A 15,916-nucleotide genomic window follows, 5' to 3' on the forward strand; every position below is an offset into this window, starting at 1 on the left:
TCACCCGGGTGAGGTGCTGTCAGGCCGGCACCACGTACGGGAACGCGTCGGCACGAGCCGCCTTCGTCACGTCGGCGGTGAGGCCCGACGTCGTGCCCGTGTTGAGAACCAGCGAGAACATCACCTCGGGCGCGTTGTCGGCCATGGTGCGGCCGTTACGCACCGCGAAGCCGTAGTTCGCGGCCGTGCCCACCGTGTACGACAGCACGTCGGGATAGAGCGCCCGAGCCACGCTCCAGCCGTACGCCTGCGGGTCCGGCGCGGTGCCGTTCGCCGCGACGACCCCGGCGACCGCCTTGGCGATCTCCTCCCCGTCCTCGGGCAGGTCCTGGCGGGGGTGCCGGAAGTTCGCCGGGTCCGAGAAGTCGGTGTCGTGGGGCCAGAACACGGGCCACATCATTGGGTGGCCGGCACGGTTGATCTGTCGCCACCCGCCCGCGTCGGTGGCCAGCAGCGTCCGACACCAGACGCCGATCTCGGTGCCCTCGCGCAGCAGCGGCTCGTCGTGGGAGACCTCCAGGACGATCGACTCGACGGTGGTGCCGGCGAAGCTGTTCTTCGCCTGGTCCGCCCGCCACGCCGAGCGGTCCACCTTCGCGCCGTTCTTGACCGCTCCGTTGATGGTGGCGAGTTCGCCGAGGTCGATGTAGAACGGGTCGGTGATCCGGCCGGCCCAGACCCGGACGCGCTGCCCGGTCGTCACCTCGCCGGTTCTGCCCTCGGCGATGGGGGTGCCCATGGCGGCGTCGTCGCGGGCGTCGGCGCCGGTGAGCTCGTACAGCTGGAGGGCCTGCGTGGCGTTCGCGTCCGGCTCGCCGAACGCGAACCGGTAGGTCAACTCCTCGGTGTCCGCCCCGTTGAAGTGAATCTTGAACTCGTAGCGGGCCTCGGCGTGGAAGCCGCGCTTGATGTCGGCTCTGGTCACCGAGCTGTTGACGTCCACGACGAACACCGTGGCGCGGTCGCCGTCGAAGACGTACAGATCGTCGATGTAGAGCTGACCTCCCTGGGCGGCGAGGGGGGTGTCGAGATGGTGCGACATGGGCTCACTCCCGTAACAGCTACATTTCGGAACAAACCGAACATAGCGGTCGTGGTGCGATCGCCCGACCGAATCGGCTTCGGGGCACTGCCCCGCACGGGAACGGGCCGTCCGCGGCTGCGCTCGGACGGCCCGTTCGCTCCTGCCGGCCTCGTCAGAAGCGGGACCACTTCTGGTTGGACGCGCCGAGGCAGTCCCAGAGGTGCAGCTTGCCGCCGTTGTTGGGGTTGGCCTCCCGTACGTCGACGCACTTGTTGGCGCTGAGGTTGACCAGGTCGCCCGCGCCGTTGAGGGTGAAGCGCTGGGCCGGGTTGCCGTTGCAGCTGACCAGGTTGACCTCGGTGCCGTTGGCCGTGCCGGCCCAGGCCGGGTCCATGCACTTGCCCATCGCCCGGACGGTTCCGTCGGAGGCGAAGGTCCACGCCTGCGCCGCGGTCGTGTTGCAGTCCCAGATCTGCAGCTTGGCGCCCTCGACGGGGTTGGCGCTCGGGATGTCGATGCAGCGCCCGCTCTGCGCTCCCCGGAGGCGCGTGGTGCCGGCCGGCGGGTTGCCGCCGTCGGAGGTGTAGCTCGACACCCGGACGTAGTCGACGAGCATCTGCTGCGGGAACTGGGTGGATCCGTCCGGGTAGCCCGGCCAGTTTCCACCGACCGCCACGTTGAGGATCATGAAGAACGGGTGGTCGAACACCCACCGGTTGCCGCCGAGGCGGGCCGGGTCGACGCGGTGGTACTGCACCCCGTCCAGGTACCAGGTGATCGCGCCCGGCTCCCAGTCCACCCGGTAGTCGTGGAAGCCGTCGGCGAGCGGACCGCCGATCGTGCGGCTGCCGGTGATGCCGCCACTGCCGGAGTAGCCGGGGCCGTGCACGGTGCCGTAGACGGTGTTGGGCTCCCGGCCGATGTTCTCCATGACGTCGATCTCGCCGGCGTCGGGCCACCCGCCGCCGGTGCCGAGCATCCAGAACGCCGGCCAGATGCCCTGGCCGCGTGGAATCTTGATGCGGGCCTCGAAGCGGCCGTACGTCTGGGTGAAGGTCGCGGCGGTCAGCAGCCGCGCGGAGGTGTACTCGCAGCGGCCGTAGTGGCACTGGTAGTTGGCGGGGTTCTCCCGGCGGGCGGTGATGACGAGGTTGCCCTGGCCGTCGTGTACGGCGTTGCTGGTGCTGTTGGTGTAGTACTGCCGCTCGTTGTTGCCCCACCCCCCGCCGCCGATGTCGAAGCGCCATTTGTTGGCGTCGACGGGCGTGCCGGCCGGCGCGTTGAACTCGTCCTGCCAGGTGATCGGCCCGATGGCGGCCTCGGCGCGGTCGGACTGGCCCGGGAGGGTGAGTGAGGCGAGGGTGGTGACGAGGGCGACCGCCGCGAGGACGAAGGGGCGGCTGCGGGAGGTGGAGCGGGCTGTGAACACGGGAGGCTCCTCAGCGAGGTGGATGGGGGCGCGTCGGAGACGGCGCGGCGGAGACAGCGCTTCGGAGAAGCTTGGAGAGCGCTCTCCTAGCGAAGCATGTCGATATCGTCGGCTTTCTGTCAAGAGTGTTTCCAATACCGCGACGGTCCGTTACCGCCCGATCGCACTCCCTCGACAGCGGTCGAATCGACACTTCCTATTGCCGTGGAGCGTCCACGGGGGACAGGATGACGAGGTCCGCAGGAAACCTCCCCGTAACCTGCGTGCTGCTGGTCTCTGTCACAAGGAAGTGGGAGTCAGTCATGAGCGACGCGTCGACGGCGCTGGGTGTGCGCCTCTACCCGGACCTGGTCGAGCGGGGTGGCCTGGCCCCCGCGCTCATCGAAACCGCCGCCCAACAGCGGCTCGACATCGGTCGGGTGACCGCTCCCGAGCAGGGGCGGGCCCGGTTCACCTGCGCCGAGCTGCACTCCGACCAGGGCGTGGTCTGCGTCGGGCTGGGCTCGCAGGCCCGCTACTTCATGATCGACGTCCGGTCCGCGGGTGAGGTGCTGGCGCGCGGCGACTGCATGGACCTGGTCCAGGTCGCCCAGGTCGCCTCGGCCTGGCGGGAGGGGACGACGCTCGCCGAGCTGACCGCCCGCTTCGCGTTCATGGAGGAGATCAAGCATCGTCCGGCGCCGGTGGCGCAGGTCGGTCAGCCCGCGGGTACGTCAGCAGCGTAGCCGGGGCGGCAGCGGCGCGCCGGCATCACCGTCCCGGTCCAGGTAGGACGACTCCAGGAAGGCGACGAAGCGTTCCGCGTCCGTCGCCGTGGACGCCAGCCCGAACGACACCCGGACCGCGCCGCCGGTCGGCAGCGCCAGCGCGTCGAGGTACTCGTCGATCGTGCCGATCTGAGTGAGCAGACGTCGCCGCAGCGTCTGCCGGGTGATCCCGAACGCGCCCTCGCCGGCGCCCGGATTGCAGAAGCACCCGGTCCGCAGGGAGAAGCCCGCCGCCGCGGCCTCCCGGGCGACGAGCCGCTCGTCGACGGGCGCGCCGTCCGGGCGCAGGACGTTGAACGTCACGGTCGCGCCCCGGCCCTCGCCCGTGGCCGGCCCGTACACCCGCACCAGCGGTTCGCCGGTGCGGTGCCGCAGCACGGTCAGCCGGTCCAGCAACCACGTGGTGAGCAGGCCGACCCGGGTGTGCACGAGGTCCACGCCGATCGAGTCCAGCCACCGCAGCCCGAACTCCACGTCCGGGATGCTCAGGAAGTTGAGCGTGCCGTCCTCGAACGCCGACTCGTCGTCCATCGAGCGGTGCCAGTCACCCTGCACGCTGACCGCGCGAATGGTGCCGCCGGCGAACCACGGACGGCGCAGCCGGGCCAACGCGTCACGGCGGGCCAGCAGCGCACCGACGCCGGTCGGATAGCCGAACAGCTTGTACCAGCTCAGGCAGACGAAGTCGGGTCGGACGGCGCGCAGGTCCAACCGGTTCGTCGCGGCGAACGCGGCGGCGTCCAGCAGCACGTCGTAGCCGTGCCGGTGGGCCAGCTCGACCCAATGGAGGGGATGCTGCACGCCGGAGAAGTTGCTCTGCGCCGGGTACGCGAACAGACCTCGGCGATCCCCGCTGCCGGCGTCGAGCACCGCAACCAGGTCGGCCTCGGCGACCCGCAACTCCGGGCCGCTCAACGGCACGTACCGCACCGCCGCGCCGCGCGCCCGGGCGTACTCGCGGATGCCGTTGACCGAGTTGTGGTTGTCCCAGGTCAGCGCGAAGGGCGCGGTCGGCCCGAAGGGGTACGCCTCGCCGACCAGCCGGCAGGCGCCACTGGCGTTGGGGGTGAAGATCACCGCGTACTCGGCCGGGTCGGCGGAGAAGAAGTCGAGCACCGCCTGCCGGGCCGACTCCACCAGCGAGCCGGCCGCCGCGCTGGTGGGGCTCTCCGAGTGCGGGTTGCCGTACAGACCCGCCAGCAGCCGGTCGTGGTGCGCCCGTACCTGGGCGCGCGCGGTCACCCCGGCCCCGGCATAGTCGAGGTAGACCTGGCCATCGCGGTCGAGGTGCTGGTACTCGGTGGCGCGCAACTCGTCGATCCGCGCGGTGTCGGCGTACCCGGGCAGGTCAGCCGGCGTGCGGGGTGAGGCCGGCGTGCGGGGTGCGGCCTGCTCAGGACGCACGGCGCGCCTCCCGCCGTACCAGCACCGCCCAGGTCGCCGCGAGCGCGAGCAGCACGAACCCGGCGAGCACCAGCCAGTCGATCCAGATCGGCCGGGAGAAGCTGTCGCCGTACGTCTGCAACAGCGGCGGGCCGAGCGGTGAGCCCCCGTCGCGCCACAGCCGTTCCACGCCGGCGGTGTGCCCCAACCCCTCGAACGCCCACCGGTTCGACATCGCGTAGCTGAGCCACCGGCCGCCGTCCGCCATGGCCGGCACGGGCAGGATCGCCCCGACGAACAGCACCTGCGGGAAGCACAGCATCGGCAGCATGAGCGTCGCCTGGGCCGCGTCCGACACGGCCGCGGAGCACAGCAGGCCGAGCGTGAGCGCGGCCGTCGAGGAGAGCAGCAGGGTGGCGTACAGAGCCGCGAAGTCACCGCCGCCGACCGGCGGCAGCCGGTCCATACCGCGCAGCACCCCGAGCAGGGCCAGGTCCACCAGAGCGAGCAGCGGCAGCAGCACCGCGACCTTCGCCATCAGGTACGGCAGTAGTCGGACACGCGCCAGGCGCTCCCGGCGCAGGATCGGCAGCTCCGTGCAGATCTGGAGCAGCCCGTAGGTCAGGCCGAAAAAGAACCCGCCGAACGCGATCCAGAACAGGATCATCACGGTGACGGTCGGGCTGGGGCTCACCGGGTCGAACGCGCCGGGGCGGAACAGCAGCGCGAACATCCCCAGCACCATCAGCGGTGAACCGAGCAGGATCGCCAGCGTCAGCCGGTTACGGGCGACGATCTCCGCGTTGCGCGCCGCGAGGACCCACCACTGACGCAGCCGGCCGACCGGCCGTCCCGGACCCCGGCCGCCCGGCTCGCCCGTGGTGGCGGTCGGTTCAGCGGCGCGGGACGCGGCGAAGCGCTCGGGCCACACACCCTGGTCGGACTCCTCGTCGAGCAGCAGGTGGACTTCCGCGAGGGACCGCAGGCCGAAGAACTCCCGGGCGGCGGCGGGGGTCCCGGCGTACGCCAACCGGCCCTCGCGGGTCAGCACGATCACCCGGTCGCAACGGTCCACGTCGGTGACCTGGTGGGTGGTGAGCACGACCGAGGCGCCGGCGTCGGCGAGGGTCCGCAGCGCCCGCAGGAGGTCCACGGCGACCGCCGGGTCCAACCCGGAGGTGGGCTCGTCGAGAAAGAACACGCCGGGTCGGGTCAACAGCTCGACGGCGATGCTGGCGCGCTTGCGCTCGCCGCCGCTGAGGCGACCCACCGGCACGTCGGCCCGCTCGGTGAGCCGCAGCTCGGCGAGCACCTCGGCCACCCGGCGGGACACCTCGGCCGGGCCGGTTCCCGACGGCAGGCGCAGCTGGGCCGCGTACCGCAGGGTGCGGGCCAGCGGTAGTTCGCGGTGGATGATGTCGTCCTGCGGCACGAAGCCGACCGAGCCCGGGGCGGCGCCGTCGTCGTACGTGACGGTGCCGACCGCCGGTCGGCGGACCCCGGCCAGCGTCTCCAGCAGGGTGGTCTTGCCCGCGCCGCTGACCCCGATGATCGCGACCAGCTCGCCCGGCGCGACGGTCAGGGAGATGTCGTCCAGGACGCGCCGTCCACCTCGGACGGTCGCGCCCAGGTCACGGGCCACGATGCCGACGCCGGTACGCGGTGGGGACGTGGGCTGTTCGGTCGTCATGTCGGAGGTGCCCGATCCGGTCGGTGAGGTGGTGCGCCTGACATCGTGCTTCGCCGATGCTACGTCGCGCGGCGGACAGCCCGGCCCGTTGATCGCCCTGGCATGAATCGGCCGACCGGGGGAAGTCCGACGCTCCACCACCTGAGAGGGAGCCGGTATGAGAGCCGTCGTCTACGAGGGCGTCCGGGACGTCGCGGTGCGGGAGGTGCCCGACGCGAGGATCGAGGCGTCGACGGACGCGCTCGTGCGGATCACGTCCAGCGCACTGTGCGGCACCGACCTGCACATGTACGACGGGCGCACCGGCGCGGAACCGGGGTTGGTGTTCGGCCACGAACCACTGGGCGTGGTGCAGGAGGTCGGCTCGGCGGTGCAGACCGTGCGCCCCGGCACCCGCGTGGTGATCCCCACGCACCTGTTCTGCGGCACCTGCGTGATGTGCGCGCGCGGGCTCTCGGCGGCCTGCCTGCGAGCACGGGCCGAGGGGCCGGGCGCCGCGTACGGCTACGCCGGCATGGGTCCGTACCCGGGCGCCCAGGCCGACCTGCTGCGGGTGCCGTGGGCCGACGCGAACTGCGTACCCCTGCCGGGGGAGCCGGGCGACGCGTACGAGGACGACTTCGTCCTGCTCGCCGACGCGTTCGTGACCGGGTGGCACGCCGCGGCGACCCTCGCCGAGGTGCAGGCCGGCGACACCGTGGCGGTGTTCGGCGCCGGCACCATCGGCCTGCTCGGCGCGTACTCCGCGCTGCTGCGGGGCGCCCGGGTCGTCTACTGCGTCGATGGGGTGGACGCCCGGCTCGACAAGGCCGGTGAGCTCGGAGCGGTTCCGGTCGACTTCCGCCTCGGTGATCCGGTGGAGCAGATCCGCGCCGACCGCGCGCGGACCGGTCTGCCGCTGGGCGAGGAGAAGTTGGGCGGGATCGACCGGGTCATCGACGCGGTCGGTTTCCAGGCACGCGACCGTGAGCATCCCGACCGGGAGCGCCCGGACCAGGTGATCGCCGACGCCGCCCGGCTGGTCAACCCCGCCGGCTCGATCGCCGTGGCCGGCGTCTATCCCGAGAAGGACCTGCACCCGCGGCCGGGCGCGAACGCCCGCGAGGATCTCGTCGCGCCCTGGGGGACGCTGTTCACCAAGGGCGTCGCCGTGCGGTTCGGGCGCACGCACGACCGTCGCTACACGGTGCTGCTGAGGGACCTGGTCGTCGCCGGTCGTGCCCGGCCCGGGGTGATCGTGACCCACCACGGCGTTCTCGACGACGCGCCGGAGTTGTACCGCAGCTTCGACCGCCGCGAGGACGGGGTGATCAAGGCGGTGCTGCGCCCCAGCTGACGTCGTCAGCTCTCTTCGCGGACGGAACCCCACCCCACCCGCCCACCCCCGCCGCGCCCCGCCCCCGCCCCCGCCGATCTTGCACTTTCTGTTGTCCATATGAGCGGAATGCCCGGTATGCCGCGACAGTAAGTGCAAGATCGCGGGTGATCACCACGCGCCTCGTCGATCGTGGAGTTGTGGTGCCGGGTTTGGGGATTACGCGAGCTTTGTCGCCCATCACAACTTCATGATCGATCGGGCGGGGGAGGGGCGGCCGCCAATCCCTTCGCCCGGTGGAGGCGTGGGTCACATCGCGGAACCGGGCCGACCGAGGGATCCTCGACAGGGCACTGGCGTGGCGGTCCGATCATGATCGTTCGATGGCGCCTCGGCCGGGCGACGCGGATATCCGCGCCGGTCCGGGCGCAACATGCCTGGTGGCGGGCCTGCGGGTGGTGATCGGCGCGGATCTGCCGCCGGCTCCGCATTTGACAACGTTGCCAGGAGCGGTCCATGGTGCCACCAGCGACTGGTGGGGCCGGCGTGACGGGCGAATACTCTGCTTCGTCTATATTGCCGGATTGTTACATTTTCAACACGCCCTCGCCTTGCGGATGGCCTGCTCACCGCAATACGTTGCCGTCAACAACAAAACCAAGTGAAGGTTCAACCTTCCGGAGGCAACCGATGACGTTGGCGAGGTGGTACGAGCGATGAGCGACGTGCCGATCCTCCTTGAGATGCGCTCCATCACCAAGGAGTTCCCCGGAGTCAAGGCCCTCTCCGACGTCAACCTGGTGGTTCGCGCCGGTGAGATCCACGCGATCTGCGGGGAGAACGGTGCGGGCAAGTCCACGCTGATGAAGGTGCTCAGCGGGGTCTACCCGTACGGCAGTTACGACGGCCAGATCGTCTACCAGGGGTCGGAGAGCAAGTTCTCCGACATCCGGGCCAGCGAGAGCGCCGGAATCGTGATCATCCACCAGGAGCTCGCGCTCATCCCCGGCATGTCGATCGCCGAGAACATCTTTCTCGGCAACGAGCCGCGCAAGCGGGGCGCGATCGACTGGAAGGCCGCGAACCGGATGGCGCTGGACCTGATGGCCCGGGTCGGCCTGGAAGAGGACCCGGACACCCTGGTCAAGGACATCGGCGTCGGCAAGCAGCAGCTCGTCGAGATCGCCAAGGCGTTCGCCAAGGACGTCAAGCTGCTCATCCTGGACGAGCCGACCGCCGCCCTGAACGAGGCGGACTCCCGGCACCTGCTCGACCTGCTGCGCGGCTTCCGCTCCCGCGGCATCACCTCGATCATGATCTCGCACAAGCTGAACGAGATCGAGGCGATCGCCGACCAGATCACGATCCTGCGTGACGGCAGGACCGTGGAGACCCTGGACGTCAAGGCCGACGGTGTCGACGAGGACCGGATCGTGCGGGGCATGGTGGGTCGCGAGCTGAGCAGCCGCTTCCCGGACCACACCCCGAAGATCGGCGAAGTCTTCTTCGAGGTCCGCGACTGGAACGTGCGGCACCCGATCTCCGCCGAGCGCCAGGTCTGCAAGAACGAGAGCTTCGTCGTGCGCCGCGGCGAGATCGTCGGCTTCGCCGGCCTGATGGGCGCGGGCCGCACCGAACTCGCGATGAGCGTCTTCGGCCGCTCCTACGGGGTGTACGAGTCGGGCACGATCATCAAGGACGGCAAGGAGATCGTCCTGAAGTCGGTGGCGGACGCCATCGACCACGGGCTCGCGTACGTCAGCGAGGACCGCAAGGCGCTCGGCCTCAACCTGCTCGACGACATCAAGACGTCGACGGTGGCCGCCAAGCTGTCCAAGATCACGCATCACGGCGTGCTCGACGAGGTCGAGGAGTACCAGGCGGCCGAGACGTACCGCAAGGAGTTGCGGACCAAGGCCCCGACGGTCGACGAGGGCGTCTCCAAGCTCTCCGGTGGCAACCAGCAGAAGGTCGTCCTGGCCAAGTGGATGTTCACCGACCCGGACCTGTTGATCCTCGACGAGCCGACCCGCGGTATCGACGTGGGCGCCAAGTACGAGATCTACGGCATCATCCAGCGGCTCGCCGACCAGGGGAAGGGCGTCATCGTCATCTCCTCGGAGCTGCCTGAGCTGATCGGGCTCTGCGACCGCATCTACACCGTGTTCGAAGGCGCCATCACGGGCGAGATCGCCCGGGCTGACGCGGACCCGGAGACCCTCATGAAGCAGATGACCTCGACGAAGAAGTTGGCCACCCGATGAGCCGTATCAAGGACCTTCAGAAGAACCTGTTTGGAGGCACGACCTCCAACGCCCGTCAGTTCGGGATGATCTTCACCCTGGTGCTGATCGTCCTGATCTTCCAGATCTGGACCAATGGGCTGACGCTGCGGTCGGACAACCTGATCGCGCTGTTCCAGCAGAACTCGTACATCCTGATTCTGGCCATCGGCATGCTGATGGTGATCGTCGCCGGGCACATCGACCTCTCGGTCGGCTCGGTGGCGGCGTTCACCGGCATCCTGGTCGCCAAGTCGATGACCGAGTGGGACCTGCCCTGGCCCGCCGCCATCGTGTTCGGCCTCGCCATCGGCGCGGTGATCGGCGCCTGGCAGGGCTTCTGGGTGGCGTACATCGGGGTGCCGGCGTTCATCGTCACCCTGGCGGGAATGTTGCTCTTCCGCGGTGGCAACCAGTTCATCGGCAACGCCAACACCATCCCGGTGCCGGAGGGCTTCCGGGAGATCGGTTCCGGCTTCCTGCCCGAGTTCGGGCCGAACACCGGCTACAACAACGCGACGTTGCTGCTCGGCCTGGCCGCCGCGGTGGCCGTGGTGTGGCGCGAGCTCCAGGCCCGCAAGACCCGCAAGGCCATGGACGCCGATCCGGCGCCGGTGTGGATCTCGATCCTGCGGATGGCTGTCATGGTCGGCGTGATCGCCTTCGCGGCGCTGCGCTTCGCCAGCGGTCGCGTCGGCACCAGCTTCCCGATCTCGGGCATCATCCTCGTGGCGCTGGTCATCGCGTACTCCTTCTACACCCGTAACACCGCAGGCGGCCGGCACATCTACGCGGTCGGCGGCAACTCCCGGGCGGCCGAGCTGTCCGGCGTGAAGCTCAAGCGGGTCAACTTCCTCGTCATGATGAACATGTCCATCCTGGCGGCGCTGGCCGGCATGATCTTCGTGGCGCGTTCGGCGGCCTCCGGACCGCAGGACGGCAACGGCTGGGAGCTGGACGCCATCGCCGCGGTCTTCATCGGCGGCGCCGCCGTCGCCGGCGGCATCGGCACCATCAGCGGCTCCATCGTCGGTGGTCTGGTGATGGCCGTACTCAACAACGGTCTTCAGCTCCAGGGCGTGGGCACCGACAAGGTCCAGATCATCAAGGGCCTGGTCCTGCTGCTGGCCGTCGCGATCGACGTCTACAACAAGAGTCAGGGGCGCTTCTCCATCATCGGGAGCCTGATGCGGCCGTTCCGCCGCGAGGACACCGCCCCACCCGCCTCACCGCCGGACGCGGAGCGCGAGCCCGCCAAGGCAGCGGTGTCCGGCTGACGGCCACCGACCTCACCACCCGTCTCACATCCAGAAAGGCAAGTCCTCACCATGCGTAAAATCTTCGGCTCGTCGGTGGTGGCCATCAGCGCCGCCGCCATGCTGGCCCTGGCCGGCTGCGGCTCCGGCCGCGACGGCGACTCCGGCAGCTCCGGTGGCGGCGACGCCAAGGGCTTCGCGGCGAACTCCCTGATCGGTGTCGCCCTGCCGGCCAAGACCTCGGAGAACTGGGTCCTCGCCGGTGACCTGTTCAGCAACGGTCTCAAGGAGGCCGGTTTCCAGGCTGACGTGCAGTACGCCGGCGCGTCGACCACGGTCGCCGACCAGCAGGCCCAGATCACCGCCATGACGACCAAGGGCGCCAAGGTCATCGTCATCGGCGCGACCGACGCCGCGCAGCTGTCGACCCAGGTCGCCGCCGCGCACGCCGCCGGCGCCAAGGTGATCGCGTACGACCGGCTCATCACCAACACGCCGGACCTCGACTACTACGTCGCCTTCGACAACTTCAAGGTCGGCCAGCTCCAGGGCCAGGCCCTGCTGGACGGCATGAAGGCCAAGAAGCCGAACGGCCCGTACAACATCGAGCTGTTCTCCGGCTCGCCGGACGACAACAACGCCGGTGTCTTCTTCAACGGCGCGATGGACGTGCTCAAGCCGGAGATCGACAAGGGCAACGTCGTCGTCGCCTCGGGTCAGAAGGACGTCAAGCAGACCGCCATCCAGGGCTGGAAGGCCGAGGGTGCGCAGGCCCGCATGGACCAGCTGCTGACCTCGACCTACGGCAACAAGGAGCTGGACGGCGTCCTCTCCCCGAACGACACCCTGGCCCGCGCGATCCTGACCTCGGTCAAGGGCGCTGGCAAGCCGACCCCGGTGGTCACCGGTCAGGACTCCGAGGTCGAGTCGGTCAAGTCGATCGTCAAGGGCGAGCAGTACATGACGATCAACAAGGACACCCGCAACCTGGTGAAGGAGACCATCAACATGGTCAAGGCTCTCCAGGCCGGTAACACCCCGCAGGTGAACGACACCAAGTCGTACAACAACGGCAGCAAGGTCGTCGACACGTTCCTGCTCCCGCCGGTCGCCGTCACCAAGGCCAACGCGGCCGAGGCGTACGCCAACGACCCGAAGCTCGCGCCGCTCACCAAGTAATCACCACACGGTAGGCAGCACCGCCGATGGGTCCCGGATCTCCTCTTCCGGGACCCATCGTCGTCCGTGCCCCCGTCGCCCACCCGGCACCGATCCGCAAAGGAGGTCTGACCGTGGCGACACCGGTGCGGTCCGGGCCAGCCGGCGCCGGCCGTAACCTCGACACCCCACTGCCCCCGGTCCCCGGCGCGAGCCAGGAGGAGATCCGACGGCAGAACCTCGGCGCCGTGCTGCGGTACGTGCACCTGCACGGGCCGACCTCACGGGCCGAGCTGACCAGCCGTCTCGGCCTGAACCGCAGCACCATCGGCGCCCTCGCCGCCGACCTGACCGCCAGTGGTCTGGTCAGCGAGGAGGCGCCGGCCACGACCCGCCGCGCCGGCCGTCCCTCCCTCGTGGTCAGCCCTCGCTCCGATCGGGTCTACGCGCACGCGCTCAGCATCGACGCGGACCGGCTGCGGGCGGCCCGGATCGGCCTCGGGGGTCGCATCCTCGACCTGCGGGAGGCACCCCGTCCCGGTGGCATGTCGGCCGTCGACGCCGTCCGTCCGCTGGCCGACCTCGTACGCGGGATGGAGCGCGGCGTCGCCTCCGACGCGCTGCTGGTCGGCGGCGCCGTCGCCGTCACCGACACCACCCGCGACGCGGACGGCGGCCTGCGGATCGTCGGCGTCGGGGAGGGCCTGAGCGCCGCGCTCGAGGCCGAGCTGACCGCCTGCCCCGGCTTCGTGGCCGGGGACCTGGCCGACATCGCAGGCCTGGCCGAGCACATCCGGGGCGTGGCCCCCGGCATCGACGACCTCATCTACCTGCACGGCGACCTCGGCATCAGCGCCGGCATCGTGGTCGGCGGCCGGCTGATGATCGGCCACCGCGGCCACAGCGGCAAGGTCGGCCACATGGTGGTCAACCCGAACGGCCTGCCGTGCGGCTGCGGCTCCCGCGGTTGCTGGGAAACCGAGATCTCCGAGGCCGCACTGCTGCGGCACGCCGGCCGTGACCCGGACGACCGCGCCGCCGTGGCCGAGGTGCTCCGCGCGGCGGCGGCCGGCGACGCGACCGCCCGCACCGCCGTCGAGCGGGTCGCCGACTGGCTCGGGTTCGGCGTGGCGAACCTGGTCAACGTGGTCAACCCCGACGCCGTGGTGTTCGGCGGCTCGCTGCGCGACATCTTCATCGCCGGCGCGGACACGGTGCGGCGGCGGCTGGACGCCATGCCGCTGCCGTCCTCCCGCGAGCACCTGCGGTTGCGGGCCGCTGCTCTCGGCCGTGACGCCGTCCTGATCGGGGCCGCCGAGCTGGCCTTCGACAAGCTGCTGGCCGACCCGCTCAACGTCGGCGTCGCCGGTGCGGCCGGTTCGGCCGACCCGGTCTAGGGGATCTCCCGCACCACGCTGGTGCCGTCGCCGGGCCGGGACTCCCAGGCCCAGGACTCGTGCAGCTCCAGGCGGCCGTCGGCCAGGACCCGTACCTGTGTGACGCAGTGGCCGGAGGACGTCTGGCCCTCGGCATTGAGTTGGACGTAGCGGAAGTCCAGCCGGTCGCCGTCGCGGGTGCCGACGAGACAGCCGCGTCGGATGGATCCACCGGCGTACTCGGCCCAGACCTCGCCCGCCCGCTCGTGGTAGGTGAAGACCGTCTCGGTGCCGATCTCGCCGGCCACCACGTCCGCCACGGCGGCGAACCGTCGGCCGTCCATCGAGATCGTCATGCCACCGATGCTAGTCGATCAACTCTTGTCGTATTGCCTACCGTACCGTGTACGGTGGGCGCGACGTGAGAGCACGGGAAGGGGATCGGCATGACGACGAGCGGTACGGCGATAGCCACGGAGGGGTTGCGGAAGCGATATCGGGAGCACGTCGCCCTGGACGGCTTCGACCTGGAGGTGGGCAACGGGACGGTGTGCGGCCTGCTCGGGCCCAACGGCGCCGGCAAGACCACGTCGGTTCGGATCCTGTCCACCCTGCTGCGGCCGGACGGCGGGCGCGCCCGGGTCGCCGGGTTCGACGTGATCCGCCAGCCCGATCAGGTGCGCTACCGGATCGGAATGGTGGGGCAGCACCCCGCGCTCGACGAGGCGCTCAGCGGCCGGCAGAACCTGGTGCTCTTCGGCCTGCTGTTCCACCTGGACCGTCGCCGGGCCCGGCAGCGGGCGGCCGAGTTGCTGGAGCGGTTCGGCCTGGCCGACGTCGGCGAGCGGCCGGTCAGGGCGTACTCCGGGGGCATGCGTCGCCGGTTGGACCTGGCCGCCGGCATGGTCCTGGCCCCGGCCGTGCTGTTCCTGGACGAGCCGACCACCGGGCTGGACCCGCGCGGCCGGAACGAGGTGTGGGAGTCGATCCGGGAGTTGGTCCGCGCGGGCACCACCGTCCTGCTCACCACGCAGCACCTGGACGAGGCCGACCAGCTCGCCGACCGGATCTCGGTCGTCGAGGCGGGTCGCGTGATCGCCGAGGGCACCCCGAACGAGCTGAAGACGCGGCTCGGCGGCGATCGGATCGAGTTGGTCGTGGGGGAGCCCGCCGACCTTTCCGTGGCCGTCGCGCAGATGCGTCGGGTGACCGACGACGAGCCCACCGTCGACGTGGACCGGTGCGCGGTCAGCGTCGGCGTCGGGCACCGTGCCGGTGTGCTCGCCGAGGTGCTGCGGGCGCTCGACGCCGCACAGGTCACGGTCGCCGACGTCGCCCTGCGTCGACCCACCCTGGACGACGTGTTCCTGCACGTCACCGGCCACCGGTCCGACGCGCGGGTGGCGTCGTGAACGCCCTGGCGCCGTCCGCGCCGGTGGACCTGACGCCCGGCCGGCCCAGCGCCCTGGCCGACAGCGGCACCCTCGTCTGGCGGGGTCTGGCCCGGTGGCGACGTGATCCCGGGCCGCTGATCGCCTCGCTCGGCTTCAACATCCTGATCGTGCTGATCTTCGCCTACCTCTTCGGCGGGGCGATGCAGGTGCCCGACGGGGGCAGCTACCGCGAGTTCCTGATGCCCGGCATGTTCGTGATGACCATGGTCTTCGGCATCAGCCTCACCACGATCGCCGTCGCCGACGACCTGGAGCGGGGTGTGACCGACCGGCTTCGGTCGATGCCGGTCGCACCACTCGCCCCGCTCGTCGCCCGCGCGGTGACCGACCTGCTGTTCGCTCTGGTCACCCTCGCGGTGCTGCTGGTCACGGGCCTCGCGGTCGGCTGGCGGGCACACGGCGGCGTCGACGCCGCACTGGGCGCGGTGGGCCTGATCCTGCTGCTGCGCTTCGCCCTGGTCTGGGTCGGCATCTTCCTCGGCCTGGTCACCCGGGGGCAGTCGGCCGTCGTCGCCGTCCAGACCCTGGAGTTCCCGCTCGGCTTCCTCTCCAACGCGTTCGTCGCGCCGTCCACCATGCCGGCCTGGCTCGGCGCGGTGGCCGCCTGGAACCCGCTGTCGGCGACCGTCGGCGCCGCCCGGGAGCTGTTCGGCAACCCGGGCTGGGGTGGCGATTCGTGGGCCGCGCAGCATTACCTCTGGCTGGCCGTGGCCTGGCCGATCGCGCTGGTGGCCGTGTTCCTGCCGCTCTCGGTGGTCCGCTACCGGCGGCTGTCCGGCTGA

14 protein-coding genes are annotated in these 15,916 nt (G+C 70.5%); 9 read left to right on the forward strand and 5 right to left on the reverse strand.

Going from position 1 to position 15,916, the window contains the following annotated elements:
• Positions 1-19: 19 nt before the first annotated feature.
• Positions 20-1,042: a DUF4331 family protein gene (locus tag ACQPZK_RS09705; protein WP_433537968.1), complete on the reverse strand. Its 1,023-nt coding sequence runs from the start codon at positions 1,040-1,042 to the stop codon at positions 20-22.
• A 154-nt stretch (positions 1,043-1,196) separates the two neighbouring features.
• A complete protein-coding gene (locus tag ACQPZK_RS09710) occupies positions 1,197-2,453 on the reverse strand; it encodes a family 16 glycosylhydrolase (RefSeq protein WP_433537969.1) in 1,257 nt (418 codons plus the stop codon).
• Between the two features lie 302 nt (positions 2,454-2,755).
• Here ACQPZK_RS09710 and ACQPZK_RS09715 point away from each other — a divergent pair, with 302 nt between their 5' ends.
• On the forward strand, positions 2,756-3,178 hold the full coding sequence (locus tag ACQPZK_RS09715; protein ID WP_433537970.1) for a hypothetical protein: 423 nt from the start codon (positions 2,756-2,758) through the stop codon (positions 3,176-3,178).
• On the opposite strand, the gene ACQPZK_RS09720 is transcribed toward ACQPZK_RS09715, so the two are convergent.
• A complete protein-coding gene (locus ACQPZK_RS09720; protein WP_433537971.1) occupies positions 3,167-4,624 on the reverse strand; it encodes an aminotransferase class V-fold PLP-dependent enzyme in 1,458 nt (485 codons plus the stop codon). The two genes, ACQPZK_RS09715 and ACQPZK_RS09720, sit on opposite strands and share 12 nt — an antisense overlap.
• Positions 4,614-6,293, reverse strand: a complete 1,680-nt coding sequence (locus ACQPZK_RS09725; protein ID WP_433537972.1) for an ATP-binding cassette domain-containing protein — start codon at positions 6,291-6,293, stop codon at positions 4,614-4,616. The genes ACQPZK_RS09720 and ACQPZK_RS09725 overlap by 11 nt, the downstream gene beginning before the upstream one ends.
• A gap of 157 nt (positions 6,294-6,450) precedes the next feature.
• Between ACQPZK_RS09725 and ACQPZK_RS09730 the strand changes: the two genes are divergently transcribed.
• From ACQPZK_RS09730 to ACQPZK_RS09755, 6 genes are all read left to right on the forward strand, one after another.
• Positions 6,451-7,629 (forward strand): glutathione-independent formaldehyde dehydrogenase, encoded by a 1,179-nt coding sequence (locus ACQPZK_RS09730; protein WP_433537973.1) that lies wholly within the window; start codon positions 6,451-6,453, stop codon positions 7,627-7,629.
• Between the two features lie 362 nt (positions 7,630-7,991).
• Complete coding sequence (locus ACQPZK_RS09735) at positions 7,992-8,273, forward strand: hypothetical protein (RefSeq protein ID WP_433537974.1); 282 nt, start codon at positions 7,992-7,994, stop codon at positions 8,271-8,273.
• 51 nt (positions 8,274-8,324) lie between these two features.
• Positions 8,325-9,872, forward strand: coding sequence for a multiple monosaccharide ABC transporter ATP-binding protein (gene mmsA / locus ACQPZK_RS09740; protein WP_433537975.1), 1,548 nt, complete (start codon positions 8,325-8,327; stop codon positions 9,870-9,872).
• The gene (mmsB, locus tag ACQPZK_RS09745; RefSeq protein WP_433537976.1) at positions 9,869-11,167 is read left to right on the forward strand and encodes a multiple monosaccharide ABC transporter permease; all 1,299 of its coding nucleotides are present in this window, start codon (positions 9,869-9,871) and stop codon (positions 11,165-11,167) included. The genes mmsA and mmsB overlap by 4 nt, the downstream gene beginning before the upstream one ends.
• 51 nt (positions 11,168-11,218) lie before the next feature.
• Positions 11,219-12,325, forward strand: a complete 1,107-nt coding sequence (locus ACQPZK_RS09750) for a substrate-binding domain-containing protein (RefSeq protein WP_433537977.1) — start codon at positions 11,219-11,221, stop codon at positions 12,323-12,325.
• 113 nt (positions 12,326-12,438) lie between these two features.
• Positions 12,439-13,701 (forward strand): ROK family transcriptional regulator, encoded by a 1,263-nt coding sequence (locus ACQPZK_RS09755; protein WP_433537978.1) that lies wholly within the window; start codon positions 12,439-12,441, stop codon positions 13,699-13,701.
• Here the strand turns inward: ACQPZK_RS09755 and ACQPZK_RS09760 are convergent.
• Positions 13,698-14,036: a hypothetical protein gene (locus ACQPZK_RS09760; RefSeq protein WP_433537979.1), complete on the reverse strand. Its 339-nt coding sequence runs from the start codon at positions 14,034-14,036 to the stop codon at positions 13,698-13,700. The genes ACQPZK_RS09755 and ACQPZK_RS09760 overlap by 4 nt on opposite strands.
• Before the next feature lie 90 nt (positions 14,037-14,126).
• On the opposite strand from ACQPZK_RS09760, the gene ACQPZK_RS09765 reads away from it, so the two are divergent.
• Together ACQPZK_RS09765 and ACQPZK_RS09770 are read left to right on the forward strand one after the other, a co-directional pair.
• Positions 14,127-15,092, forward strand: coding sequence for an ATP-binding cassette domain-containing protein (locus ACQPZK_RS09765; protein WP_433537980.1), 966 nt, complete (start codon positions 14,127-14,129; stop codon positions 15,090-15,092).
• Entirely contained in the window at positions 15,089-15,916 is an 828-nt protein-coding gene (locus ACQPZK_RS09770; protein ID WP_433537981.1) for an ABC transporter permease, read from the forward strand. The genes ACQPZK_RS09765 and ACQPZK_RS09770 overlap by 4 nt, the downstream gene beginning before the upstream one ends.

It is taken from the genome of Micromonospora sp. CA-249363 (assembly GCF_050950185.1).
GTDB lineage: Bacteria > Actinomycetota > Actinomycetes > Mycobacteriales > Micromonosporaceae > Micromonospora.

What these genes read in the sequence shown, in the direction of transcription:
- ACQPZK_RS09705 (WP_433537968.1), bottom strand. Translation starts at nt 1,042, where the DNA reads ATGTCGCACCATCTCGACACCCCCCTCGCCGCCCAGGGAGGTCAGCTC.
- ACQPZK_RS09715 (WP_433537970.1), top strand. Translation starts at nt 2,756, where the DNA reads ATGAGCGACGCGTCGACGGCGCTGGGTGTGCGCCTCTACCCGGACCTG.
- ACQPZK_RS09725 (WP_433537972.1), bottom strand. Translation starts at nt 6,293, where the DNA reads ATGACGACCGAACAGCCCACGTCCCCACCGCGTACCGGCGTCGGCATC.
- ACQPZK_RS09730 (WP_433537973.1), top strand. Translation starts at nt 6,451, where the DNA reads ATGAGAGCCGTCGTCTACGAGGGCGTCCGGGACGTCGCGGTGCGGGAG.
- ACQPZK_RS09735 (WP_433537974.1), top strand. Translation starts at nt 7,992, where the DNA reads ATGGCGCCTCGGCCGGGCGACGCGGATATCCGCGCCGGTCCGGGCGCA.
- mmsA (WP_433537975.1), top strand. Translation starts at nt 8,325, where the DNA reads ATGAGCGACGTGCCGATCCTCCTTGAGATGCGCTCCATCACCAAGGAG.
- mmsB (WP_433537976.1), top strand. Translation starts at nt 9,869, where the DNA reads ATGAGCCGTATCAAGGACCTTCAGAAGAACCTGTTTGGAGGCACGACC.
- ACQPZK_RS09750 (WP_433537977.1), top strand. Translation starts at nt 11,219, where the DNA reads ATGCGTAAAATCTTCGGCTCGTCGGTGGTGGCCATCAGCGCCGCCGCC.
- ACQPZK_RS09760 (WP_433537979.1), bottom strand. Translation starts at nt 14,036, where the DNA reads ATGACGATCTCGATGGACGGCCGACGGTTCGCCGCCGTGGCGGACGTG.
- ACQPZK_RS09765 (WP_433537980.1), top strand. Translation starts at nt 14,127, where the DNA reads ATGACGACGAGCGGTACGGCGATAGCCACGGAGGGGTTGCGGAAGCGA.